We start from the raw sequence: 20,100 nt of genomic DNA, 5'->3' as shown, positions 1-20,100 counted from the left end.
GAGTCCGCCGTAGGCGCGGCTAGTCGGGGGCGCTCGCGGCGCGATAGGGTCGCGGGATAGTTCGCTGCAGCGAAGGAAGCCATGGCCAAGGTAGTGACGGTTCTCTCCCAGAAGGGCGGCACCGGCAAGACGACGACGGTGCGCACGCTCGCCGACTGTTACCGCCGCGCCGGCCAGCGCGTGCTCTGCGTCGATCTGGATCCGCAGGGCAACCTTTCTGACTACTTCGACGTACCACCCGATGCGCACCCGACGGTCGGTGAGGTGCTCACCGGTCGAGCCAAAGCTCGGGAAGCGATCCACGGCGACGTGCTACCCGCGAACCTCGGCCTGGCCGAGGCCGAGATCGTCCTAAGCGGGAAGATGGGCCGCGAACTCACGCTCCGGCGAGCCCTCAAGGACGTGCGTCGTAGCTACGACCTTGTACTCGTCGACTGCCCACCATCACTTGGCCTGCTCACCGTCAATGCACTGGTGGCGGCCGACCACGCGCTCGTCACCAGCGCCGCCGAGTACTTCTCTTTGCAGGGCGTCGAGCAGGCGCTCGAGGTGATCGAGCTCGCCCGCGACAACCTAAACGAGGACCTCGACTGGGTAGGCGTGGTCCTGAACATGGCCGACATGCGCCTTGTGCACGCGCGCGACGCGCTGGCGCAACTGCGCGAGCGTTTTGGCGAGAAGGTCTTCGAGACGATCATCCGGCGCTCGGTGCGTTACGCAGAGTCGGCCGAGCGCGGCGTATCGATCCTCGACTACGCGCCCGACCTGGCAGTCGACTATGCGGATCTGGCGCTGGAACTCGCGCGCCGCATCGAGCTTTCCGAACCGATCCGCAAACTCAGACAGCTGCGCAAGGAGCTGGCGGAGGCCGGTTCCGCGCGGCGTCTTCGGGGCGGCGCTGAAGGCGAACCAGCAGAGGCGACGGCGCCAACGCCCGACGGAGAACGTTAGGCTGCGCGCGCGATGGCGAGGCTCAGCCTGCGTCCGGCCGACGAGCTCGCTGCGCTCGTGCGCAGTGGCGAGGTGAGCGCGGAGGAGCTGCTCGAGGAGTGTCTGCAGCAGGTCGACCGCGTGGAGCCGCAGGTAAACGCCTTCACCTTGATCGACCCTGACCGCGCCGCCGAGCAGGCACGCGCCATTCGTCCTGGTGACCCACGCCCGTTCTGCGGCGTACCGATCGCCATCAAAGACAACGTCGCGGTGGCGGGTTGGCGACTGACCTTTTCTTCAGACCTCTTCGGGGACTACACCCCGCACCACGACGCCTTTTTGGTGCGCCGCCTGCGCGAAGCGGGCTTCGTGCTGGTCGGCAAGACGAACATGCCGGAGTTCGGGATCCTCCCGGTCACGGGGCCGCGGCGCTTCGGCCCGACCCGCAACCCTTGGGACCTCGAGCGCACGCCGGGCGGCTCGTCGGGCGGCGCGGCGGCGGCCGTGGCGGCCGGGATGGTGCCGGTTGCCCACGGCAACGACGGCGGCGGATCGATTCGTATCCCTGCCGCATGCTGCGGCCTGGTCGGGCTTAAGCCGAGTCGCGGCCGAATCTCACGAGGACCCGAGGAGGGTGACGACTTCCTGGTCCAGGACGGTGTGCTGACGCGCACCGTTCGCGAGACGGCGTTGCTGCTCGACGTCCTCGCGGGATACGAGCCCGGCGACGCGACCTGGGCGCCCCCGCCCAGCCGACCGTTCGCGGAGGCGGTCGAGCGGGAGCCTGGTCGCTTGCGCGTCGGTCTGATCACCAAGCCACCGCTACCGACCGAAGTCGACCCGCAGTGCCTCCACGCCACGCGACGGGCTGCCGAGCTGCTCGCCAACCTCGGTCACGAGGTCGTCGAGGTCGATCCGCCGTGGGGCGAGGTCGACCTGTTGCCGACTTTCACGCGCATGTTTGGCACCCAGATCGCCGCGCTGATCGAGCTCGGTCGGCGGATCGGTGGACGCGACCCCGGTCCCGAGGTGGTCGAACCGCTCTCGCTCGCGATCTACGAACGGATGCGCGAGGGCACGGGCATCGACCTGTTCCTGGCGCTGCTCGAGTTGCAGGGTGCCGGGCGCGCGATCGTCGCGACGCTGTTCGGCGGCGAAGGTCGCCACGACGTATTGCTCACACCTGCGCTAGCGAAGCGCCCGGTAGCGGTCTCCGAGATCGACCCCACGAGCGATGACCCTTGGGGCGAGTTCCGCAAGTCGGGCGAGTTCACGCCCTTTACCGCCGTCTGCAACATCACCGGCCAGCCGGCGATCTCGCTGCCGCTCTATCACGGCGAGGATGGCTTGCCGCTGGCGGTCCAGCTGATCGGGCCACCCGCCGGCGAGGAGCTTTTGCTCTCGCTCGCGGCGCAACTCGAGCAGGCCGAACCCTGGCACGAGCGGATCGCACCGCTCGCCGCCGGCGACTAGCTGCCGGCGCAAGGCGCCCGCGCGCCCTCGACAGCCGGGACCGCGGCGGATATGGTCGCTCGTGAGGCCTAGATGCTCCGTAGCGGTCGAGGGGAGCGCGACCGCAGTGAGGGAGGAAGCAGTGGCGAGTACCCCACAGATCGTCGATCTCACGCGAGCGCGCAGCGGGCGCTCAGGCACGCAGCGCGCCGCGCTCTACACACCTACCGGGCACAGGCGGCGGCTGTCGGTCGCCGCGCGCGGTCTACTGGCGAGCGTCGTGACGGTGGCGACGACCGCGCTTTGCGCGAGCGCTGCGGTTGCGGCGCCCCGCGACTTCGCTCGCTACATCCTGCCGCCGGGCAACTACGGAGGCCTGCCAACCAACGACGACTCAACCGACCAGCTGCCGCTCTACGACGGCCTCACCTACCTCCGTGGTCGCGTCTCGCGCGCCGACCTCGTGCGCTTCTTCCTGCCGATGGACTTCCGGCCGATCGGCAAGACCCGTGTCGAGCCGACGCCGAATCCGGACGTGCGGATCGTCTACGACGCCTACGGCATTCCGCACATCACCGGCAAGACGCGATCCGCCTTGATGTACGGCGCAGGCTGGGTGATGGCGAGAGATCGCAAGCTGCTCTTGCAGCTAGGCCGCTGGCCGGGACGAGCGGCGATCCTCGACATACCTGGCGTCGACGCCTTCTCGCTGGTAACCAGCGCGACGCCCTTCCAGCCGAGCGCGCAGGCGGAAGCGTTGGTGCGGCGTCAGCGCGGCCTGATCCTGCGCACCTACGGCCGCGAGGGTCAGCAGCTGCTGCGCGATGCCGCCGACTACGTGCGGGGAATCAACGACTGGTTCGAGCGGCACGGCGGCCTGCCCGACGGCAAGCCCTTCACCGTCGACGACGGGGCGGCAGTGACCGCCTTCATCGGCTCGATCTTCGGCGCCGGAGGTGGCCGCGAATACGAGAACGCGATGCTGCTGGCGGCGCTCGATCGACGCTTCGGGGCACGGCTCGGCAAGCGGGTCTTCGACGACCTGATGTTGAGCGTCGATCCCGAGTCGCCAACGACCACTCGGCGGCGTTTCCGCTACGGACCACTGACCGGCGGACCAATTCGCGGGTCGGTGACCCTTGACCCAGGCTCGGTACGGCTGATCGACGCCCGGCAAGGTCCCATGGCAGCGCGCGCCGCGCGCAGCGAGCCGCCGCGCAAGCGGATGTCGAACTGGCTACTGGTCGCGCCCCGACGCTCGGCGAGCGGGCACACGCTCGCTGTTCAAGGTCCGCAGCTCGGGTACTACTACCCAGAGATCGTGTATCAGCAGGAGCTGCGCGGTCCCGGGATCCACGCTCAGGGTATATCGGCTGCCGGCCTCGGTCTTTACATGCTGATCGGCCGCACCCGCGACTACGCATGGAGCCTCACGTCAGCCGGGCACGACGTGCGCGACGTCTACGTCGAGCGACTGTGCGAGCCCGGTGGCGGGGCGCCGACACGTGCCTCCACGCACTACCTCTACCGCGGCCGTTGTCGCCCGATGGGGCGCTTTTACGCGGGCAAGCTCGCGGGTCGCGACATCAGCTTCATGACCACCGTGCACGGTCCGGTGATCGGCACGGCGACACTGCGCGGGCGGCCGGTGGCGCTGGCGCGCAAACGCTCCACCTTTGGGCGTGAAGCGCTCAACCTGATGGCACTCAAGGCGATGACCGAGGGGCGCGCCACCACCCCGGAGCGGTTCTTCAAGATCGCGAACCGCTTCGAGTTCACCTTCAACTGGGGGTGGGCATCGCGGCGGGCGACCGCTTACTTCTCTTCGGGCCGGTTGCCGCGGCGAGCGCGGGGGCTCGATCGACGGCTGCCGACGCTCGGCGACGGACGCTACGAGTGGCGCGGATTCCTGTCGTTACGCGAGCATCCCCACGACGTCTCCGGTCCCGGTGGTCTTCTGCTCAACTGGAACAACCAGTCGGCGCCAGGCTTCATGCACGGCGACGACGAGCACTACGGCTCGGTTCACCGGGTCGAGATGTTCAACCGCTGGCCGCGCCGCCCGCGCCTCGAGCAAGTCGTCTCGATCATGAACCGCGCCGCCACCGAGGACCTGCGCGCCACCCTGGTCTGGCCGACGGTGAGAGCGGTACTCGCCCGTGCCAAGGCACCGAACGCCCTAACCGCGCAAGCGGTGACGCTCGTCGACCGCTGGTCGCGCGCTGGCGGCTCGACGCTCGACGCGAACCGCGACGGTTTGATCGACGCGCCGGGTCGCGCCGTCATGGACGAGGCCTGGCCGCGGATCGCCCAGACCGTGTTGCGCGATCGGCTGGGCACGGCGCTCGTCGATCAGCTGACCCGCGTGGTCCCGATCGGTGAGGCCGCCGGCTTCGGCTCCGGCTGGTGGTCGTACGTCGACAAGGATCTGCGGACCTTGCTCGGCAAGCGTGTGCGTGGGCGCTTCGCGCTCCGTTTCTGCGGCCGCGGCAAGATCGGCGTCTGTGCGCGCGAACTGTGGGGGGCGCTTGCGGAGGCGGCCGCGAAACTAGCCGCCGACCAAGGCCCCGATCCGACCCGCTGGCACGCGAAGGCGCCGCGGATCCGCTTCACGCCGGGCCTGATACCCGACACGATGCACTGGACCAACCGGCCCACCTACCAGCACGTGATTGAGTTCGCGCCCCGCTAGAGCGCTCGCACGTCGGCACCGAGGTCGGTGAAGTTCAATCGTCGCACGACCGTGTCGGGGAACCGCGCTCGCAGCTGCTCGACCACTTGACCGGTCTGCTGCCACTCGCACCACACCAGCACGCTGGGACCGGCGCCGGAGATCGTGGCGCCCAGTGCACCGATCTTCGGCGCCGTCTCGACGACCTCCAGCGAGCGCGGATAGAGGTGCTTGCGGCGTGGCTGGTGAATGCGGTCGCGCAGCGCCGAAGCGATCAACGAAAGATCGGCTCGCTCGAGACCGAGCACTAGCTGTGCTGCCGCACCGATGTTGTGGACCGCGTCGGCAATCGGCAGCTCGGCGGGAATCGCGCTCCGTGCCTCGCTGGTCGGAACCGGTGTGGGCGGTACCACCACCACCGCCTCGAGCTCCGGCGGTGGCGGGATCCGCACCACCCGCTCGGGGCCACACACCACGAAGCCGCCGTAGAGAGCCGCGGCGACGTTGTCGGGATGGCCCTCGAGCTCGCTAGCTAGCGCGAAAAGGTCGGCATCCAGCTCGAACATGTGGTCGGCCGCGGCCAGGCCCGCGACGATCGCAGCGGCACTGGAACCGAGACCCCCGCTCGGGGGGATCGCCGAGCGGATCCTGAAGGTGAGGCCGTCGGCGGGACGCAACCGTTCGAACGCACGCACACATAGGTTGGAGCGGTCGAGCGGGATCCCGGGGAGATCAGATTCGACGGCGAAGCGCCCAGTCTCCTCGACCTCGAGTTCGAGCGACAGCGACACCGCCGCCGCCAGCACGTCGTAGCCGGGGCCGAGGTTCGCGCTCGACGCCGGCACGCGCACGACCCGCTTACGGTGCATCGCGCTCATACGCGCGCGACGCCGTCGGCAGCGGGAGCGTCGGTTGTCGCCGCACTGGGATCGCCTCCGAGCACGGCCTCCTCGAGCGCCTCGATGGTGGGCTCGCACGGCACCACCGCGGCCGCGCGGCCGATCGCCGTGTCCGGATCCTTGAGACCGTGTCCGGTAAGCACGCAGACGACCGTGCCTTCGGCGCCGTAGCGGAGCAACCCCGCCACCGACGCCGCTGAAGCCGGCTCGCAGAAGACACCCTCGCGTTCGGCGAGGAAGCGGTAGGCAGCGAGGATCTCCTCGTCGGAGACCGCCCGCACATGACCACGCGAGCTGGTGATCGCTGCCATCGCCTCCTCCCAGCGAGCGGGGTTGCCGATGCGGATCGCCGAGGCGACCGTCTCCGGGTCCGGCACCGGCGCTCCGCGAACCAGCGGAGCCGCGCCCTCTGCCTGGTAGCCGTGCAAAGCGGGGGCAACGCCGACCTCGCAGAAGCCCCGCCACCAGGAAGTGATGTTGCCGGCATTACCGACCGGAATGCACAGCACATCGGGGGCTTCACCGAGCTCGTCGACGACCTCGAACGCGCCCGTTTTCTGGCCCTCGAGGCGGTACTCGTTGATCGAGTTGACGAGCGCGATCGGGTGTCGGTCGACAAGCTCGCGAACCAGCTCGAGCGCGCGATCGAAGTTGCCGTGCAGGGCGATCACGCGCGCACCGTGCATCAGCGCCTGCGCGAGCTTGCCGGTGGCGATCTTCCCCTCCGGCACGATCACCGCGCACCGTAGCCCCGCCCGCGCGGCGTAGGCGGCAGCGCTGGCAGCGGTGTTCCCGGTCGACGCGCAGACCACCGCCCGCGCCCCGTCTCGCAAGGCAGCCGAGACGGCCACTGTCATGCCCCGGTCCTTGAAGGACCCGGTGGGGTTGGCGCCCTCCAACTTCAGGAACACCCGGCAGCCTGTGCGCTGCGACAGTGCGGGGGCGGGCACCAGCGGCGTGTCGCCCTCACCGAGCGTCACCAAAGGTTCGACCGGTAGTCGTTCGCGGTAACGCCAGAGGCTCATCCGCCACCGCCGAGGACGCCCGCAACTAGCTGGTCGCTGCGCGCCACGATCACGTCGCTCCCGGCGCCTCGAAGGTCTCTTCGATGACTCGTATCACCCGCGGGTCGCCGCGCACGACGTCGAGGCGAGCGATCTCGGCGACCGCTGACCGAAACCGCGACTCGAGCACCGGATGGACGACCATCACCAGCCGCGCATCGTCGCCCAGGCCGCGCTGCACGACCGACTTGATGGAAACCTCGTTGCGACCCAGCACGTCGGCGATCCGCGCGAGCACCCCGGGACGGTCCGCCACCTCAAGGTGCAAATAGAACGAGAACTCGACATCCTCGACGAGCTTGACCGCTCGCGGCGGCGGCGGTTGCGCGCCGGCCGGCAACATCGTCGAGACGACGTCGCCGAGCACCGCCGAGGCGGTTTGGATGCCGCCCGCGCCGGGCCCGGAGAGCGTGATTTCGGTGATCGCCGGGCTTTCGATGGTGACCGCATTGAACGCCCCGTCGACGCTCGCGAGCGGATGATCGGCGTAGAGGAACGCCGGATAGACCATCACCGCCAGGCCGTCGTCGATGCGTTCCGCGGACCCGATCAACTTGAGCGAGAGGCCGAGCTCGCGCGCGTAGGCGATGTCGTCGGGCGTGATCCGCTCGATCCCCTCGTAGCGCACGTCCTCGAGACCGACGCGAGCATTGAAGGCGAGGCGCGCGAGGATCGCCATCTTGGCGGCGGCGTCCTTACCGGAGACGTCCTCGGTCGGGTCGGCCTCGGCGTACCCCAGCCGCTGCGCTGCCGCAAGCGCCTGGGCGTAGGTCGCCCCGGTGCGCGCCATCTCCGTCAGCACGTAGTTGGTGGTGCCGTTGACGATCCCGTGTACGCGCTCGATGTAGGCGCCCGCGAGCGACTCGGAGATCACTCGAATGGCTGGGATAACGCCTGCCACGGCGGCCTCGAAGCGGACCTGCACGCCCCGCTTGCGGGCCGCTTCGAAGACCTCGTCGCCGTGTTGCGAGAGCAGTTGCTTGTTGGCCGTCACGACGTGTCGCCCGGCCTCGATCGCGCGCAACACGTAAGTGCGGGCGGGCTCGATACCACCGATCAACTCGACGATCGTCTGGCTCGCGGCGAGGATCTCCTCGAAGTCACCCTGCGAACGCGTCAAAACCCCGACCACATGGGGTCGCCGACCAGTTCGCGCAGCGACCGCGTCGGCGCGCTCCTCGAGCAGGCGATGGAACGCACCGCCGACGGTGCCGTGGCCAAGCAGGCCGACGCCGAAGCGGGCGTTGTCGCTAGACGTCACGTAGTGCCAGATCCTCGTAGGTCTCGCGGCGGACGACGATCCGCGCGTCTCCGTCCTTACAGAAGATCACCGGCGGGCGCGGCACGGCGTTGTAGTTGTTGGCCATCGCGTGGCCGTAAGCACCGGTTGCCGGTACGACCAGAAGATCGCCGGGGCGCGGACGATCGAGGGACACGTCGCGCACGATGATGTCGCCGGACTCGCAGTGCATGCCGGCGACCGTGACGAGCTCGCCGCTCCGACCAGGCCGGTCGGCGAGCTCCGCCTCGTAGCGAGCCCCGTAGAGCATCGGTCGCAAGTTGTCGGACATCCCGCCGTCGACGGCGACGTAGGTGCGTACGCCGGGGATCCGCTTGACGGTCCCCACGGTGTAGACCGTGACACCGGCATTGCCAACGAGCGAGCGGCCTGGCTCGCAGAGAACGGTCACGGCGTCGGGCGCCCGCCGCAGCAGGGCATCCACGTACTGGTCGTAGGACGGCGGTTTCTGGTCGCGCGTGTAGGCGATGCCGAGGCCGCCGCCGAGGTTCAAAAGCGGCCAGTCGCCAAGGCCGGCGAGCACCTCCGCCAACCGCTCGTAGGCAGCGAGGTCGAAGATCTGTGAACCGATGTGTGCGTGCAGCCCGCGCAACTCCAGGCCGATTTGCCGGCAGCGCTCCGCGGCTCGCTCGACTTCTGACAGCCCGAAGCCGAACTTGGAGTCGATCTGGCCGGTCTGGATCGCCCGGTGCGTTTCGGCCGTGAAACCCGGCGTCACCCGAAGCATCACCCGCTGGCCACTGCCGGCGGCCAACCGCTCGAGGCGGTCGAGCTCGTCGAACGAGTCGACGACGATCGTGCCGACCTGGCTCTCGAGCGCGTAGGCAAGTTCCGCCTCGGTCTTGTTGTTTCCGTGCATGTAGATACGCGCGGGGTCGAAGCCACCGCGCAGGGCGAGGAACAACTCACCGCCCGACGCCACGTCGCACGAGAGCCCCTCCTCCCGGAAGAGCGCGTAGGCGGCAGTACAGGGGAACGCCTTGCTGGCGTAGATCACTTCGAAATGCTCAGTGCGCGCTGCGAAGGCCGCGAGATAGCTGCGCGCCCGTGCGCGCATGTCGTCTTCGGCGTAGACGTACGCGGGCGTCCCGAACTCGCGCGCAACCTCCACCAGGTCGCAACCCCCGACCTCGATGCGGCCGGCCTCGTTGACCCTCGTGCCGAGCGGCCACACGTGTTCCGGTAGACCGCCGTCGCCGTCGCGCTGCGCGCGGTCGCTGCCGCGAGTCGTTTGCAAGCTCTCACCCATCGCTTTGCTTTCGGACTGCGGCGCGATTATGCCGCTCTGCGGCCGCACGCCGCCGTGGCGCACCGCCCACGGACCGCGAGCGTGACGGCCCGCTGCAATAATGAGAATCATTCTCATTGCTGTTGAGGGTCCGCCAACAGCGGGACCTTGGCAGCGACCCGCGTCACCCGTAATCGCCGATGCCGACCCCTCCCGCGCCCGAACTGCTTTGGAGCGACCCGCTCGCCCGCAGTGCCGCCACGACGACGCTGCTGGCGTGCCTCGCCCTCGCCACCCTCGGCGTATGGGTGGTCCTCTGGCGCGCTGCCTTCTTCGCCCACGCCTCCTCGAGCCTCGCGTTCCCAGCCGCTGTGGCAGGTAGCGCGCTCGGCGCACCGGTAGCCCTCACCGCCGGCGTCCTAGCAGGGGCTTACGCGAGCATCATCGCCTTGAGCTCCGACGAGGAGCGCGCCCCCCAAGGCGGTTTCCCCGACGCCACCACGGCTTTGGCAGTGGTGGCCGCGTTCGCGGTGGGCGTTATCGCTGCCAGCGAGCTGAACTCCGGGGCGGGAATCGACGCCTTGCTTTTCGGGTCAGTGCTCGCCGCCGGCGGGGGCGCGCAGTTGGGCCTCGCGTTGCTGGCTGTCGCGGTGCTCGCGGCGCATTCGCTGCTTGCCCGTGGGTGGCTCGCGATCGCCTTCGATCCGCCCGCAGCGCGCGCTCTCGGCGTGCCCGTACGGACGCTCCGCGTAAGCTGCCTGGTGGCGGTGGCCGTTTCGATCGCGGCAGCGATCCCCGCGCTCGGCACGCTGCTTACGCCGGCGCTCGCGACGCTGCCCGCAGCGGCGGCGCGCATCAGCCGCGACCAGCTCCGCGGTCTCGCACCGTTGGCGGTAGCACTGGCGCTGGCCGCCGCGACCTTCGGTGTCTACACGAGCTTCTGGCTAGACCTGCCGCCAGGGCCGTCGGTGGCGATCGCCGCCGTCACGGCTTACGCCCTTTGCGCCACTCTCCGCCGCGTTGGCGGGGCGGCAATCAAAGGGAAGTCGCGCAGAGCGCGGGCTAACGCCGCGGATGTGAGAGCGCCCACGTCGGGTGCTGCGCGCGCGGCGAGCGGCGGACCGCGCGCCGCATCCAGTCAGAAGGGTGTGCGCGGTGAGCCGCTGGTGGTCGCCGAAGCACTCACGCTGGGCTACGAGGGAGTGGCCGCGCTTAGTGACGTCACGTTCGAGCTAGCTGCCGGCGAGGCGGTGGCCGTGATCGGGCCGAATGGGTCCGGCAAAACCACCCTGTTGCGCGCTCTCGTCGGGGAGCTGAAACCGCTCGGCGGCCGCCTCGAGGTGCGCGAGCGTCCCGCTTACTTGCCGCAGGCGAGCCGGCCGCGGAGCGAGATACCGCTGACGGCGCTCGACGTCGCACTGATGGGCACCATGGCCGGGCGTCGCTTGCCGGCCCGGCCCCGTCGTACCGATCGCAAGCGGGCGCTGGCGGCGCTGGCAGCCGTCGACATGGAGGCGTTCGCCGACCGTCGCTTCGCCCTTCTCTCGGGAGGCCAGCGCCAGCGCGTGCTGCTCGCTCGCGCCTTGGCACAAGGTTCGCGCCTACTCCTGCTGGACGAGCCCTTGGCTCCCATCGATCCGGGGGCGGCCGCGGAGATCGAGGACTTGCTTTTGACGTTGCGCGACCGCGGCCACGCGTTGCTCGTGGCGACCCACGATCTCGAGTCGGCGCGCCGCTTTGACCGCGTGCTCTGCCTCAACCGGCGGCTGATCGCTTGCGGACCGCCAGAGCGCGTGCTCGTCACCGATGTACTCGCCGCTACCTACGGTCGCGAGCTCTTGATCGTCGAAGGGGAGTCGGGACAACGGCGGGCGGTGGCGGCCCCGCACCGCCACGCGCGGGAGCCGTGAGACCACGATCAGCCAGCAACCGCAGATGACCGGGGCAATCGCAAGCGCTTGGCCGCTAATCGGCTCCGACGCTCTGACACGAGCGGGCCTGGAACTCCTGTTGGTGGGCGCGTTGGCCGGCCCGGTCGGCTGGCTCGTGCTTGGCGAGCGCATCACCTTCGCCGCGGAGTCTGCGGCACACGCGATGCTGCCGGGCCTGGCGCTGGCAGCAGCACTTTCGCTACCGCTTGCGCCCGGGGCGCTGCTCGGCGCAGCCGTCTTTGCCGTGCTTCTGCCGATCGTGAGCAATGAACCGCGTGCGGGCACGGGACCAGCGATCGCAGCGCTCGCTACCGGTGCCCTGGCGATGGGGTCGATCGCGGTTTTTCTTCCTGGTTCCCCGGGTCACCTCGAGCGGCTTTTGTTCGGCGAGCCGCTGGCCGCCGATAACAGCGACCTGTTGATGGCGGCCGCGGCCACGGTTGCAACGTGGTTCCTGCTCGTCCGCTACGGGGCGGCGCTGGTGGCTGCCGCTAGCGATCCCGTCTGGGCCAGCTCGGCAGGCTTCGCAGTCGGGCGGCTGCGGGCCCTCACGACCGGACTCGTGGTAGTCGCAGCGGCGGTCGCTGCCAGCACGGTCGGCAACCTGCTGGCGGTGGCGGTGCTGGTCGCACCACCGCTCGTCGTACGACCCTTCGCCCACGGCGCCCGCTCGTCCCTCGTGAGCGCCGGCGTAGCGGGCGCGACGCTCACGGTGACGGGGCTCGCGATCGCCTACCTCCTCGACACCGCCACCGGCGCGACGGTCGCGCTGACGCTGGTCAGCGGAGCGTTGCTAGCGACCGCTTGGCAGCGGCTGCGAGGGCACGCGCGAGCGCGCGCGTGAGGCCAGCAGAATCGCCGCCCCGACGAGACTCAGGGCGAGCGCAATCAGCTGCGCTGCCGTGAGCCCGGCGACCACCGGTGAGTTGCGACGCACGAACTCGACCAGGAAGCGCTCGCTCCCCGCAAGCACGAGGTACCACGCGAAAAGCTTGGTTGGAGCGACACGATCACGAAACACCCACAGACCAGCCGCTACCAAGCCCATCGTCAGCGTTTCGTAGATCGGGGTGGGGTGCACACGCTCGGTGGTCGGGACGGTGCCGTGCGGATAAGCCATCGCCCAGGGCAGATCCGAACGGATCCCGTAGTCCCCGTCACCGGAGAGTTGACAGCCGATTCGGCCGATCGCGTAGCCGAGGGCCAGCGGCGCAGTCACCGCCCCGAGCAGCCAGCTTCCGAGCGCCCGCCGATGGGCCGCCCAGGCTGCGACCGCCAGTGCACCGCCGAGCAGCCCTCCATACCAAACAAGCCCGGTACCAGCAAAAACTTCGCCGACTAAGTCGCCCCGCACTTCGTCCCAGTGCTCGATCAAGAAGTACGCGCGCGCGCCGACCACCCCGCCGACCAGCGCAGCTACCCCAAGTTCCCACGCTAGGTCGGGTGAGCGACCAAGCTCGGCGAAACGGCGTGCCCCAAGCGCCGCCGCGGCCAGGAAGGCAGCCGCCATCGCCAGACCGAAGGTCTGAAGGGTGATCGGTCCGAGCTCGATCGTCGGCAGCATCCGGCACAGCGTAGTGGAGCGCCTCCTACGATCGGGTGGGATGAATTCGACCGCCGCCAAAGCCGTCACGGCCTGCTGCGCGATGCTTGCGGCGCTCCCCCTCGCCGTGCTCGCCGCGCCGCCAGGGGTCCGCGCTGCCGCCGCAGCGCCGCCGGCCCGGCCGGCGGGCGCGGCGCTCGGCGTCCGCCTGGGCGATCCGACGCTGGCGGTCGTGCGGGCGACGCTGGACGGTCGGGAGCGCAAGCGTCTGCTCGCCGACCAGCTGCCGCTGGCGCTGGCAAGCCACGCCGCGCCACCGGCGCGCGTCGCGAGCGAGCCCGCGGAGTCCGTCGACCCAGCCACCGGTCTTCCATATGCCTGGCAGCTGGCGGCGGTCCGTGCGCCGCAAGCGCTGCGACTGGTGGCGGGCGGACCTCCGGTGGCGGTGATCGACACCGGCGTCGATACGTCTCACCCGGATCTCCGCGGAAGCGTCCGGAGCCGCGTCGACCTGCTCGGTCAGCGCAGCGTTGCCGACTTCGACGGGCACGGTACGTTCATCGCCGGGCTCATCGCCGCTCGCGCCAACAACGGGATCGGCACCCTCGGCGTCGGCGGCAACACACCGCTGATCGTCGTGCGCGCCTCGACCGGCGAGAGCTTTACCCAGCTGGCCCTGGCGGACGGAGTGCTGGCAGCGATCCGCCGCGGTGCGCGCGTCATCAACTTGAGCGTCCAGGCCAACACGCTCGACTTCTTGCTGCGCGACGCGCTCGAGCGAGCGGTAGCGCTTGATGTGCTGGTCGTCGCGGCCGCCGGGAACACGGGTTCAAGCGGCAACCTCCCCCAAGAGCCAGCCGTATCGCTCGGCGGTCCGCGCGGTGCGGTGGGTGCTGGACTCTCGGTGGCGGCGACCCTGCCGAGCGGTGCGGCGGCGCGTTTCTCGACCCGAAACGACAGTGTCAGCCTGGCGGCGCCGGGCGCCATGGGCGACTGCCGTCGAGGCGTGTTCTCAACGATTCCCCGCGCGACCGACACCTCGTTCGACCATGACGCGCCGAAGCTGTGCGGGCCGCTGATCTTCGCGCCCGGACCGTTCGGCGCCGGCCGCTACGCATACGGCCAGGGAACGAGCTTCGCAGCACCGATCGTCTCCGCCGTGGCGGCCCTGGTATTTGCAGCGCAGCCGCGACTGCACGCCGACCAGGTGGCGCGGATCCTGATGCGCACGGCGCGGCAAGCCAACGGGCAGCGGGGTTGGAACCCCGCGACCGGACACGGCGTGGTCGACGCGCAAGCAGCGGTCGAGCTCGCCCGACGGTTCGATGTCACACCGCCGCCGGCGCGCGCGCAAATCGCTCGTATCAGCCCCACCACCTGGCGCGTGCGGGTGCTGCCGAGCCGCGATCCGGTGCGGCGCGGCCAACTGCGCGAAGGCGGCGTGCGCTACGCGATCGTCGTCGAAGAGCGCGGCAGGCGCCGGCTGCTGGCCCGCCCGACATCCCGGCCACCGGTCAGGAGCGTGCGCCTGCCGAGCACCAGCAAGGGCCTGCGGCTGTTCGTCGTGGCCTGCGACCGCGTGCTCAACTGCGCTTCCCGCTCGTTCCCGCTGGTGCGCTAGCAGCCGCGCTACAGGTAGCCGAGCGGGTTGACCGGGGAGCCGCCTACCCGCACCTCAAAGTGCAGGTGCGGACCGCTCGAGTTGCCAGTGGATCCGACGTAGCCAATCACCTGTCCTTGGCTGACCGAGGCACCGCGCGAGGTCGCGTAGCCCGAGAGGTGGGCGTAGCAGGTCGACAGCGAACCGGTGTGCTGGACGCAGATGAAGTTTCCGTAGCCGCCGACCCAACTTGCGAGCACCACGACGCCGGAATCGGCTGCCCGCACGGGCGTACCGGAGGGAGCGGCGATGTCGATGCCGCTGTGCATGTGTCCAGGCCGGGCCTCTCCGAAGACCCCGGTGATGGGGCCGTTCACGGGCCAGATCAGGCGGCCAGATCCACGCTTGACGGGCCCCGCCGAGCTTGGCGCAAAGGCGCGCGGCGCGGCCGCCACCAGAGCCTGCCGGACGCGGCGCTGAGCGGCCTCGAGCGCCGCCAAGTCTTCCTCAACGTGAGCCTTGCTGCGCCGCACGCGGGCCAACAGCGCGCGCCGCTCACCACGCGCTGCAGCTAGCTCTGCGCGCGTCGAGGCGAGCGTGTCGCGGGTCGCCGCCAGCCGATCACGCTGCTCCAGGACGGCGAGGGCACTCCGTCGCTGCGCCCGCTCGAGGGCTGCGAGCTGCAGCGCGCGGCGCCGTGCCTCGTCGCTGAGCTTGCGCACGCTGTCCACCACCTGAAGGTCCGAGGAGGCGAGCCGCTGCAGGTACTCCATACGGTCGAGAAGCTCCGCGAAACCGTCTGACTCCAACACCACCGTCCAGGGGTCGGGGCGGTCGGACTTGTAGATCTCGACGAGCCGCGCTGACAACACCCGCCGCCCCTCAGCGAGCCGCGAGCGCAGCTCCGCCAGCCGGTAGCGCGCGCGCTCGAGACGCCCTTGGATGCGCGCGAGCCGCGCGCGTTCGCGGTCGAGTCGCCGCTGCACCGACACCAGCTGCGCCCGCGTCGCCCGCAGCCGTCCGTTGATTCCCTCGATGCGCGCGTTGAGCGACGAGATGTCGGTGGTCAAAACCGCCTCGCGACGCTCGATTCGCGAGAGCTGCGCCCGCTTCTCGGCGAGCCGCTTGGCAAGCGGCTTCGACTGCACCGCGAGCGGCAGCGCCAGCGCGACCGCGAAGACGAGCGCGAGAGCTATGACGAAGGGCTTCTTCACGAGCGATCAGCACGTTGGCCACGCTTACGGGGTTAGCTGTCGGGCTCGCGCCGTCCGGCGCTACGCCGCGCTCGCGCGGCGACTCGCCCCTACGCCGCGAACGCGGCGCAAATGGGTCCCCCGCTCCCGGCGAACCGGGACTCAGCGCAGGTCGCCGCTACCGTAGCGCCCGACTGGCCGATCGGCCAGTCCTGCAAGCTCGCTTGCGAGCAAGGCGGCCCCCGCGACTGGCGATAACAGCCGTCGCCGGTCTCTATATTTCGTCCTCGAGATGGCGCGTCAGCGAGCCGTACTCAAGCCGGACTTGGGTCTGCAGGTCCGCATGGTGTTCACGATTTTCCTGCTCGGCCTGCTCTACACCGCGTTCGTCGCGGTGCTCATGGCGGCCGGTGCCGGGGCCCTCACGATCGCGCTGGTCGTCGCCGGCCTGGCGGCGGCTCAGATCTTCCTGTCCGACAAGCTGGCATTGGCGGCGATGGGGGCGCGCGTCGTCGAGCCGGAGGAGGCGCCCGCGCTACACGCGATGGTCGAGCGGCTCTGCGTCCAAGCGGACCTGCCGAAGCCCCGCATCGCGGTGGCCGATACGCCGCTGCCGAACGCCTTCGCAATGGGCCGCTCGCAGCGCAAGGCCACGGTGTGCGTGACCACCGGAATCATGGAAACGCTCGAGCCTCACGAGCTCGAGGGTGTCTTGGCGCACGAGCTCGCTCACATCAAGCACCGCGATGTCTTGATCATGACCGTGGTCAGCTTCTTCGCCGCGGTCGCGTCGATGATCATGCAGATGGCGTTCTTCTTCGGCGGCGCGGCGGACGACGAGGATGGCCCGCCAGTCGGCTTGATCCTGCTGGTCGTCTCGGGCCTCGTGTACGTCCTCTCGTTCTTCCTGATGCTGGCGCTCTCGCGCTACCGCGAGTTCGCTGCTGACCGCGGCGCGGCGCTGATCACCGGACGCCCAAGTGCGCTGGCCTCCGCGCTGGTGAAGATCTCCGGTGCGATGCAGCTCGTACCGACTCAGGATCTGCGCGAGGCGGAGCGGATGAACGCCTTCTTCATCGTGCCGGCATCGGCACGCAGCGCTGTGGCCAACCTGTTCTCGACGCATCCGCCGGTCGAGAAGCGGATCGAGCGGCTCCAGCAACTCGAGGCCCAGCTGCAGGCGGTCGCCTGAGCTAACGCCGGAAGAGCGGCGCGGTGGGGCTCCGCGACATCCTCTTCGGCGGCGGGCGCCGACTGCGGGTCCCGGTCAAGCGTGGAAAGGGCCTGTCGGCGGTCGTAGGCGCAGCACTTGCCCTGGAGAGCGAAGCCGCGGCGCGACCCGCCGGTGTGGCTGCGCTCGTCTTCCAACCCCTCCCGACGGCCGATTTCGAATCGATCGTTGCCGAGGCCGAGGAGCTTTTGAAGGCGACCGGGCAGGAGTTCGGCACGCGCGTCGACTCCAGCGCCGACTCCTTCGGCTACCGCTGGCTGGTGCTGCAGGACGAGGACTTCGAGGACCTGGTGGTGGCGCTCGAGCAAACCGCAGAGCAGTTGGATGGCGCCGGCTACGGCGACCGCCTGCTCTGCGCCTTGTTCGCGTTCGAGGAGCAGGCGCGGCGGATCTACCTCATCTACAACTTCAAGCGTGGTCGCTTCTACCCGTTCGTACCGGCGACCGACGGTGAGCGGGCTCGCGACACCGAGCGGGAGCTGCGCCTCAAGGCACAGCTCGAGCAGGAACTGCCGCTCGAGCCCGACTTGTCGCGCTGGTTCCCGCTTTGGGAGATACCCCTCTAACCGCCGTTGCCGGCGGGCTGGTAGGGCCGTGACGGCTGGCCGCGGAGGGCTCCGACCGGCGGCAACGGCAGCGGCGCACCAGCAAAACGCGGCACGACCGCGAGCACCAGACGCGAGGCCGTGCGCCCACCGATCGCGATGGTGTTGATCGTCTGCCCGCGCTCGATCGTCTGAAACTCCCAGGACGGCTGGTCGCCACCCGGCGCGCTGATCACCAGGCGAATTCGCGAGCCGGCGCGGAAGAGGTGCGCGACCGGCCAGAGCGGCACGCGAACGAGTGTCCAACGCCCCCGTGGAAGTGGTGCTGCGTCGCGGGCGAGGTGCGTCGGGTGCGGATCGAGAACGCTCGAGCGCCGGCCGTCCAAGCGCCTGTGCGAGGCCCGCAACCAGCCGTTCTGCACGTAGGTCTCGCTGCCGTCGGGGCGCACCTCCGTCAGCGTCACCTGGATGTCGGTGTCGCGCGCCGTCGAACGCAGCCAGAGGTCGACGCTGCCCGGTCCGGCCACCAGCGTGTCGCGGGCGAGCGGCGCGGTCACGAAGCCGAGCCCGTTGCGTGGGGGCACAGGCCGCCAGTCGTAGGGCGGCTGCGGCCGCCAGGCATCGCTCTCGCTCGCCCCGGGCAGCGTGCGGGAGGGCCGCGCGGCGGGATCGGAGCGATAGGCGACCGCCGCCGTACGGGCTGGCCGCGCACCGAGCCTGCCACGCGCTTGCAGGTAGAACGCCTGCGGGCTGGCCTCACGCGGCGGCCAGGCGGAGAAGCCGAGCTCCCAGGGTGCACCGATCGAGCCAGGCCCCCAGGGACCACCGCCGTTCTCCATCAGGAGCCGCACGTGAGGGTCGCGTTCGAATGCTTCCCGCGCCCGCGCTGCGGAGTCGTAGCCGACGAAGCGCGACTGCACGACCGGGGCGGCGGGCGAGTCCGCGAGCACCCGGTAGAGCACGCCGCCGAGCGCGAGCACCTGGTCGGGTATGCGCGGCACCTCGTCGGCGACATACAGCTTGAGGAACTCGACCCAGCGAGTGATCACACTGGGCGAGAGAGAATCGGGATGCACCCCGTTTTGCAGCGTGATCCACACGCGACGCCGCCCGTTGAGAGCGGCGAGCGCCTCGGGGAAGTGGCCGCCGGTCTGCTCGTCCTGGAACTGGCCCACCAGGAAGATCGGTACCCGCGCCCGAGCTAGCCAAGAGCCAGGAGAGCGCTGCCCGAAGATGCGCGGGTCGCGGTACGGCGTCCGCTCCTGCAGCGCGAGGGCATCCTGCGTTTGCAGGCGCAGCAGCTGATTGCGCGCGCAGTGCAGGTCGCCTTGGCGCACCAACTCGCGGGCGTACGGCTGGCCACCGTAGGGAGCGGGCTGGGCATCGCGCTGACGCTCTTCGACCCAGCGGCGGGCGAACCCGGAGTTGAAGATGCCGCCGGGGTAGCCGGTGCCCTCGTAGAGATCGTCGGTCACCGACAGCGGGGTGATCGCGGCGAGGTGCGGGGGGCGTGTGCCGGCCACGAACAGCTGACTGATTCCCGAGAACGAGATCCCGACCATCCCGACCTTCCCGCCCTTGACCCATGGTTGTGCGGCGACCGTCTCGACGGCGTCGTAGCCGTCGTAAGTGGTGGGTAGGTCGAAGAGGTCGAAGTCGCCGCCCGAGCAACCCGACCCCCGCATCTGCACGCTCACTGTCGCAAAGCCAAGCAGCGGCGCGATAACCGAGCCGACGGCGGTCGAGGTGGCCGGCGCGAGCGGGTCGTTCGGCGCCGGTCCGCCCCCCAGTGCGCCAGCGAGGGCGCTCAGCAAGTCGTGTGGTGCAGCAACTTGGTAGCCGGAGTACTCGATGACGGTCGGGAAGGGACCGTCGGCGAGGGTCTTGCCGGGCGGCAGGCGGAGGGTCATCGCGAGCTCGATGCCGTCGCGCATCCGTACGTAGTTGAGCCCCGGGCGTAGTCGGGTCCGGCGATAGAAGGAGGTCGGCGGGTTGGCGCCGGGCGCGAGCACGCGCAGGCGCGCGACGACGCGCGACTCGCCGCGGCCACGCGACGCGCGTAAGAGCCGGTAGCGACCGGGGCGTAGCTCGCGGAAGATCAGGCTGCCGAAGTCATCGGCCTGTCCTGCGCGTAGCGTCCGACCGCGAGTGTCGGTGAGCACCAAGCGCTCACCGGGACGCGCCCCGACCACGTACGCGTAGCGGATGCCGCCACGGGCAGCGAAGGGAACGCTGGCCGGCGGTCGCAGCTCACCGCCGAAGTCGGTGGCAGCAACGGCGCGTGCCGGCGCAACCGGCAAGCCGCCAAGGCCCGGTAGCCCGAGGGCCCCGCCGATCAGCGCAGTCGCCGCAAAGGCGGTCGACCAACGGGCCGCGAGCGGTTTCCTTGTTAGCCGCAATAGCAGCGGAAGACGGGGGCGTCTGGTCACCGGCTAGTCACCGAGTAGGTAGTGGGGCCGGGCCGACGCTAACCGCTCGGCGACCTATTCGCAAGGCCAAAGCTGGAACAATAT

At 69.9% G+C, this 20,100-nt stretch carries 15 protein-coding genes and 1 riboswitch; of the genes, 8 read left to right on the top strand and 7 right to left on the bottom strand.

Going from position 1 to position 20,100, the window contains the following annotated elements:
- The first annotated feature begins 81 nt into the window (after nucleotides 1-81).
- From BLW41_RS05645 to BLW41_RS05635, 3 genes are all read left to right on the top strand, one after another.
- Complete coding sequence (locus BLW41_RS05645; RefSeq protein WP_093116986.1) at nucleotides 82-951, top strand: ParA family protein; 870 nt, start codon at nucleotides 82-84, stop codon at nucleotides 949-951.
- A 12-nt stretch (nucleotides 952-963) separates the two neighbouring features.
- Nucleotides 964-2,403, top strand: a complete 1,440-nt coding sequence (locus BLW41_RS05640; RefSeq protein ID WP_093116984.1) for an amidase — start codon at nucleotides 964-966, stop codon at nucleotides 2,401-2,403.
- A gap of 121 nt (nucleotides 2,404-2,524) precedes the next feature.
- Nucleotides 2,525-5,074, top strand: coding sequence for a penicillin acylase family protein (locus tag BLW41_RS05635; RefSeq protein WP_093116982.1), 2,550 nt, complete (start codon nucleotides 2,525-2,527; stop codon nucleotides 5,072-5,074).
- On the opposite strand, the gene thrB is transcribed toward BLW41_RS05635, so the two are convergent.
- Genes thrB through lysA form a run of 4 tightly spaced genes read right to left on the bottom strand, consistent with a single transcriptional unit; the run spans nucleotide 5,071 to nucleotide 9,565 of the window.
- Entirely contained in the window at nucleotides 5,071-5,931 is an 861-nt protein-coding gene (thrB, locus tag BLW41_RS05630; RefSeq protein ID WP_218138275.1) for a homoserine kinase, read from the bottom strand. The genes BLW41_RS05635 and thrB overlap by 4 nt on opposite strands.
- Nucleotides 5,928-6,977 carry a threonine synthase gene (thrC, locus tag BLW41_RS05625; protein WP_093116978.1) on the bottom strand — a complete coding sequence of 350 codons (1,050 nt, stop codon included), beginning with the start codon at nucleotides 6,975-6,977 and terminating at the stop codon, nucleotides 5,928-5,930. The genes thrB and thrC overlap by 4 nt, the downstream gene beginning before the upstream one ends.
- A gap of 49 nt (nucleotides 6,978-7,026) precedes the next feature.
- Nucleotides 7,027-8,277: a homoserine dehydrogenase gene (locus BLW41_RS05620; RefSeq protein ID WP_093116976.1), complete on the bottom strand. Its 1,251-nt coding sequence runs from the start codon at nucleotides 8,275-8,277 to the stop codon at nucleotides 7,027-7,029.
- Nucleotides 8,267-9,565, bottom strand: coding sequence for a diaminopimelate decarboxylase (lysA, locus tag BLW41_RS05615; RefSeq protein ID WP_218138274.1), 1,299 nt, complete (start codon nucleotides 9,563-9,565; stop codon nucleotides 8,267-8,269). The genes BLW41_RS05620 and lysA overlap by 11 nt, the downstream gene beginning before the upstream one ends.
- A 179-nt stretch (nucleotides 9,566-9,744) precedes the next feature.
- Here lysA and BLW41_RS05610 point away from each other — a divergent pair, with 179 nt between their 5' ends.
- Both BLW41_RS05610 and BLW41_RS05605 read left to right on the top strand, forming a co-directional pair.
- Nucleotides 9,745-11,454, top strand: a complete 1,710-nt coding sequence (locus BLW41_RS05610; protein WP_093116974.1) for a metal ABC transporter permease — start codon at nucleotides 9,745-9,747, stop codon at nucleotides 11,452-11,454.
- A gap of 25 nt (nucleotides 11,455-11,479) precedes the next feature.
- Entirely contained in the window at nucleotides 11,480-12,319 is an 840-nt protein-coding gene (locus BLW41_RS05605; protein WP_093116972.1) for a metal ABC transporter permease, read from the top strand.
- Here the strand turns inward: BLW41_RS05605 and BLW41_RS05600 are convergent.
- On the bottom strand, nucleotides 12,269-13,039 hold the full coding sequence (locus BLW41_RS05600) for a prolipoprotein diacylglyceryl transferase (RefSeq protein ID WP_093116970.1): 771 nt from the start codon (nucleotides 13,037-13,039) through the stop codon (nucleotides 12,269-12,271). The genes BLW41_RS05605 and BLW41_RS05600 overlap by 51 nt on opposite strands.
- 40 nt (nucleotides 13,040-13,079) lie before the next feature.
- Between BLW41_RS05600 and BLW41_RS05595 the strand changes: the two genes are divergently transcribed.
- Complete coding sequence (locus tag BLW41_RS05595) at nucleotides 13,080-14,639, top strand: S8 family peptidase (RefSeq protein WP_143038608.1); 1,560 nt, start codon at nucleotides 13,080-13,082, stop codon at nucleotides 14,637-14,639.
- Nucleotides 14,640-14,647: 8 nt separating this feature from the next.
- Here BLW41_RS05595 and BLW41_RS05590 read toward each other — a convergent pair whose 3' ends face one another.
- Entirely contained in the window at nucleotides 14,648-15,832 is a 1,185-nt protein-coding gene (locus tag BLW41_RS05590; RefSeq protein WP_093116966.1) for a murein hydrolase activator EnvC family protein, read from the bottom strand.
- Between the two features lie 5 nt (nucleotides 15,833-15,837).
- A riboswitch (cyclic di-AMP (ydaO/yuaA leader) is annotated at nucleotides 15,838-15,989 on the bottom strand.
- Between the two features lie 114 nt (nucleotides 15,990-16,103).
- On the opposite strand from BLW41_RS05590, the gene htpX reads away from it, so the two are divergent.
- Together htpX and pspAB are read left to right on the top strand one after the other, a co-directional pair.
- Nucleotides 16,104-17,003, top strand: a complete 900-nt coding sequence (gene htpX, locus BLW41_RS05585) for a zinc metalloprotease HtpX (RefSeq protein WP_093116964.1) — start codon at nucleotides 16,104-16,106, stop codon at nucleotides 17,001-17,003.
- Nucleotides 17,004-17,026: 23 nt separating this feature from the next.
- Nucleotides 17,027-17,608, top strand: coding sequence for a PspA-associated protein PspAB (pspAB, locus tag BLW41_RS05580; protein WP_093116962.1), 582 nt, complete (start codon nucleotides 17,027-17,029; stop codon nucleotides 17,606-17,608).
- Here pspAB and BLW41_RS05575 read toward each other — a convergent pair.
- A complete protein-coding gene (locus BLW41_RS05575; RefSeq protein ID WP_143038607.1) occupies nucleotides 17,605-20,016 on the bottom strand; it encodes a CocE/NonD family hydrolase in 2,412 nt (803 codons plus the stop codon). The two genes, pspAB and BLW41_RS05575, sit on opposite strands and share 4 nt — an antisense overlap.
- Nucleotides 20,017-20,100 lie beyond the last annotated feature (84 nt).

It is taken from the genome of Thermoleophilum album, assembly GCF_900108055.1.
Taxonomy (GTDB): Bacteria; Actinomycetota; Thermoleophilia; order Solirubrobacterales; family Thermoleophilaceae; genus Thermoleophilum; species Thermoleophilum album.
This window is presented reverse-complemented; position numbering and strand designations above follow the sequence as displayed.

Coding starts and splice junctions, on each gene's coding strand:
- BLW41_RS05610 (WP_093116974.1), top strand. CDS start 9,745: ATGCCGACCCCTCCCGCGCCCGAACTGCTTTGGAGCGACCCGCTCGCC.
- BLW41_RS05600 (WP_093116970.1), bottom strand. CDS start 13,039: ATGCTGCCGACGATCGAGCTCGGACCGATCACCCTTCAGACCTTCGGT.
- lysA (WP_218138274.1), bottom strand. CDS start 9,565: ATGGGTGAGAGCTTGCAAACGACTCGCGGCAGCGACCGCGCGCAGCGC.
- thrC (WP_093116978.1), bottom strand. CDS start 6,977: ATGAGCCTCTGGCGTTACCGCGAACGACTACCGGTCGAACCTTTGGTG.
- BLW41_RS05645 (WP_093116986.1), top strand. CDS start 82: ATGGCCAAGGTAGTGACGGTTCTCTCCCAGAAGGGCGGCACCGGCAAG.
- htpX (WP_093116964.1), top strand. CDS start 16,104: ATGGCGCGTCAGCGAGCCGTACTCAAGCCGGACTTGGGTCTGCAGGTC.
- BLW41_RS05640 (WP_093116984.1), top strand. CDS start 964: ATGGCGAGGCTCAGCCTGCGTCCGGCCGACGAGCTCGCTGCGCTCGTG.
- BLW41_RS05595 (WP_143038608.1), top strand. CDS start 13,080: ATGAATTCGACCGCCGCCAAAGCCGTCACGGCCTGCTGCGCGATGCTT.
- BLW41_RS05605 (WP_093116972.1), top strand. CDS start 11,480: ATGACCGGGGCAATCGCAAGCGCTTGGCCGCTAATCGGCTCCGACGCT.
- thrB (WP_218138275.1), bottom strand. CDS start 5,931: ATGAGCGCGATGCACCGTAAGCGGGTCGTGCGCGTGCCGGCGTCGAGC.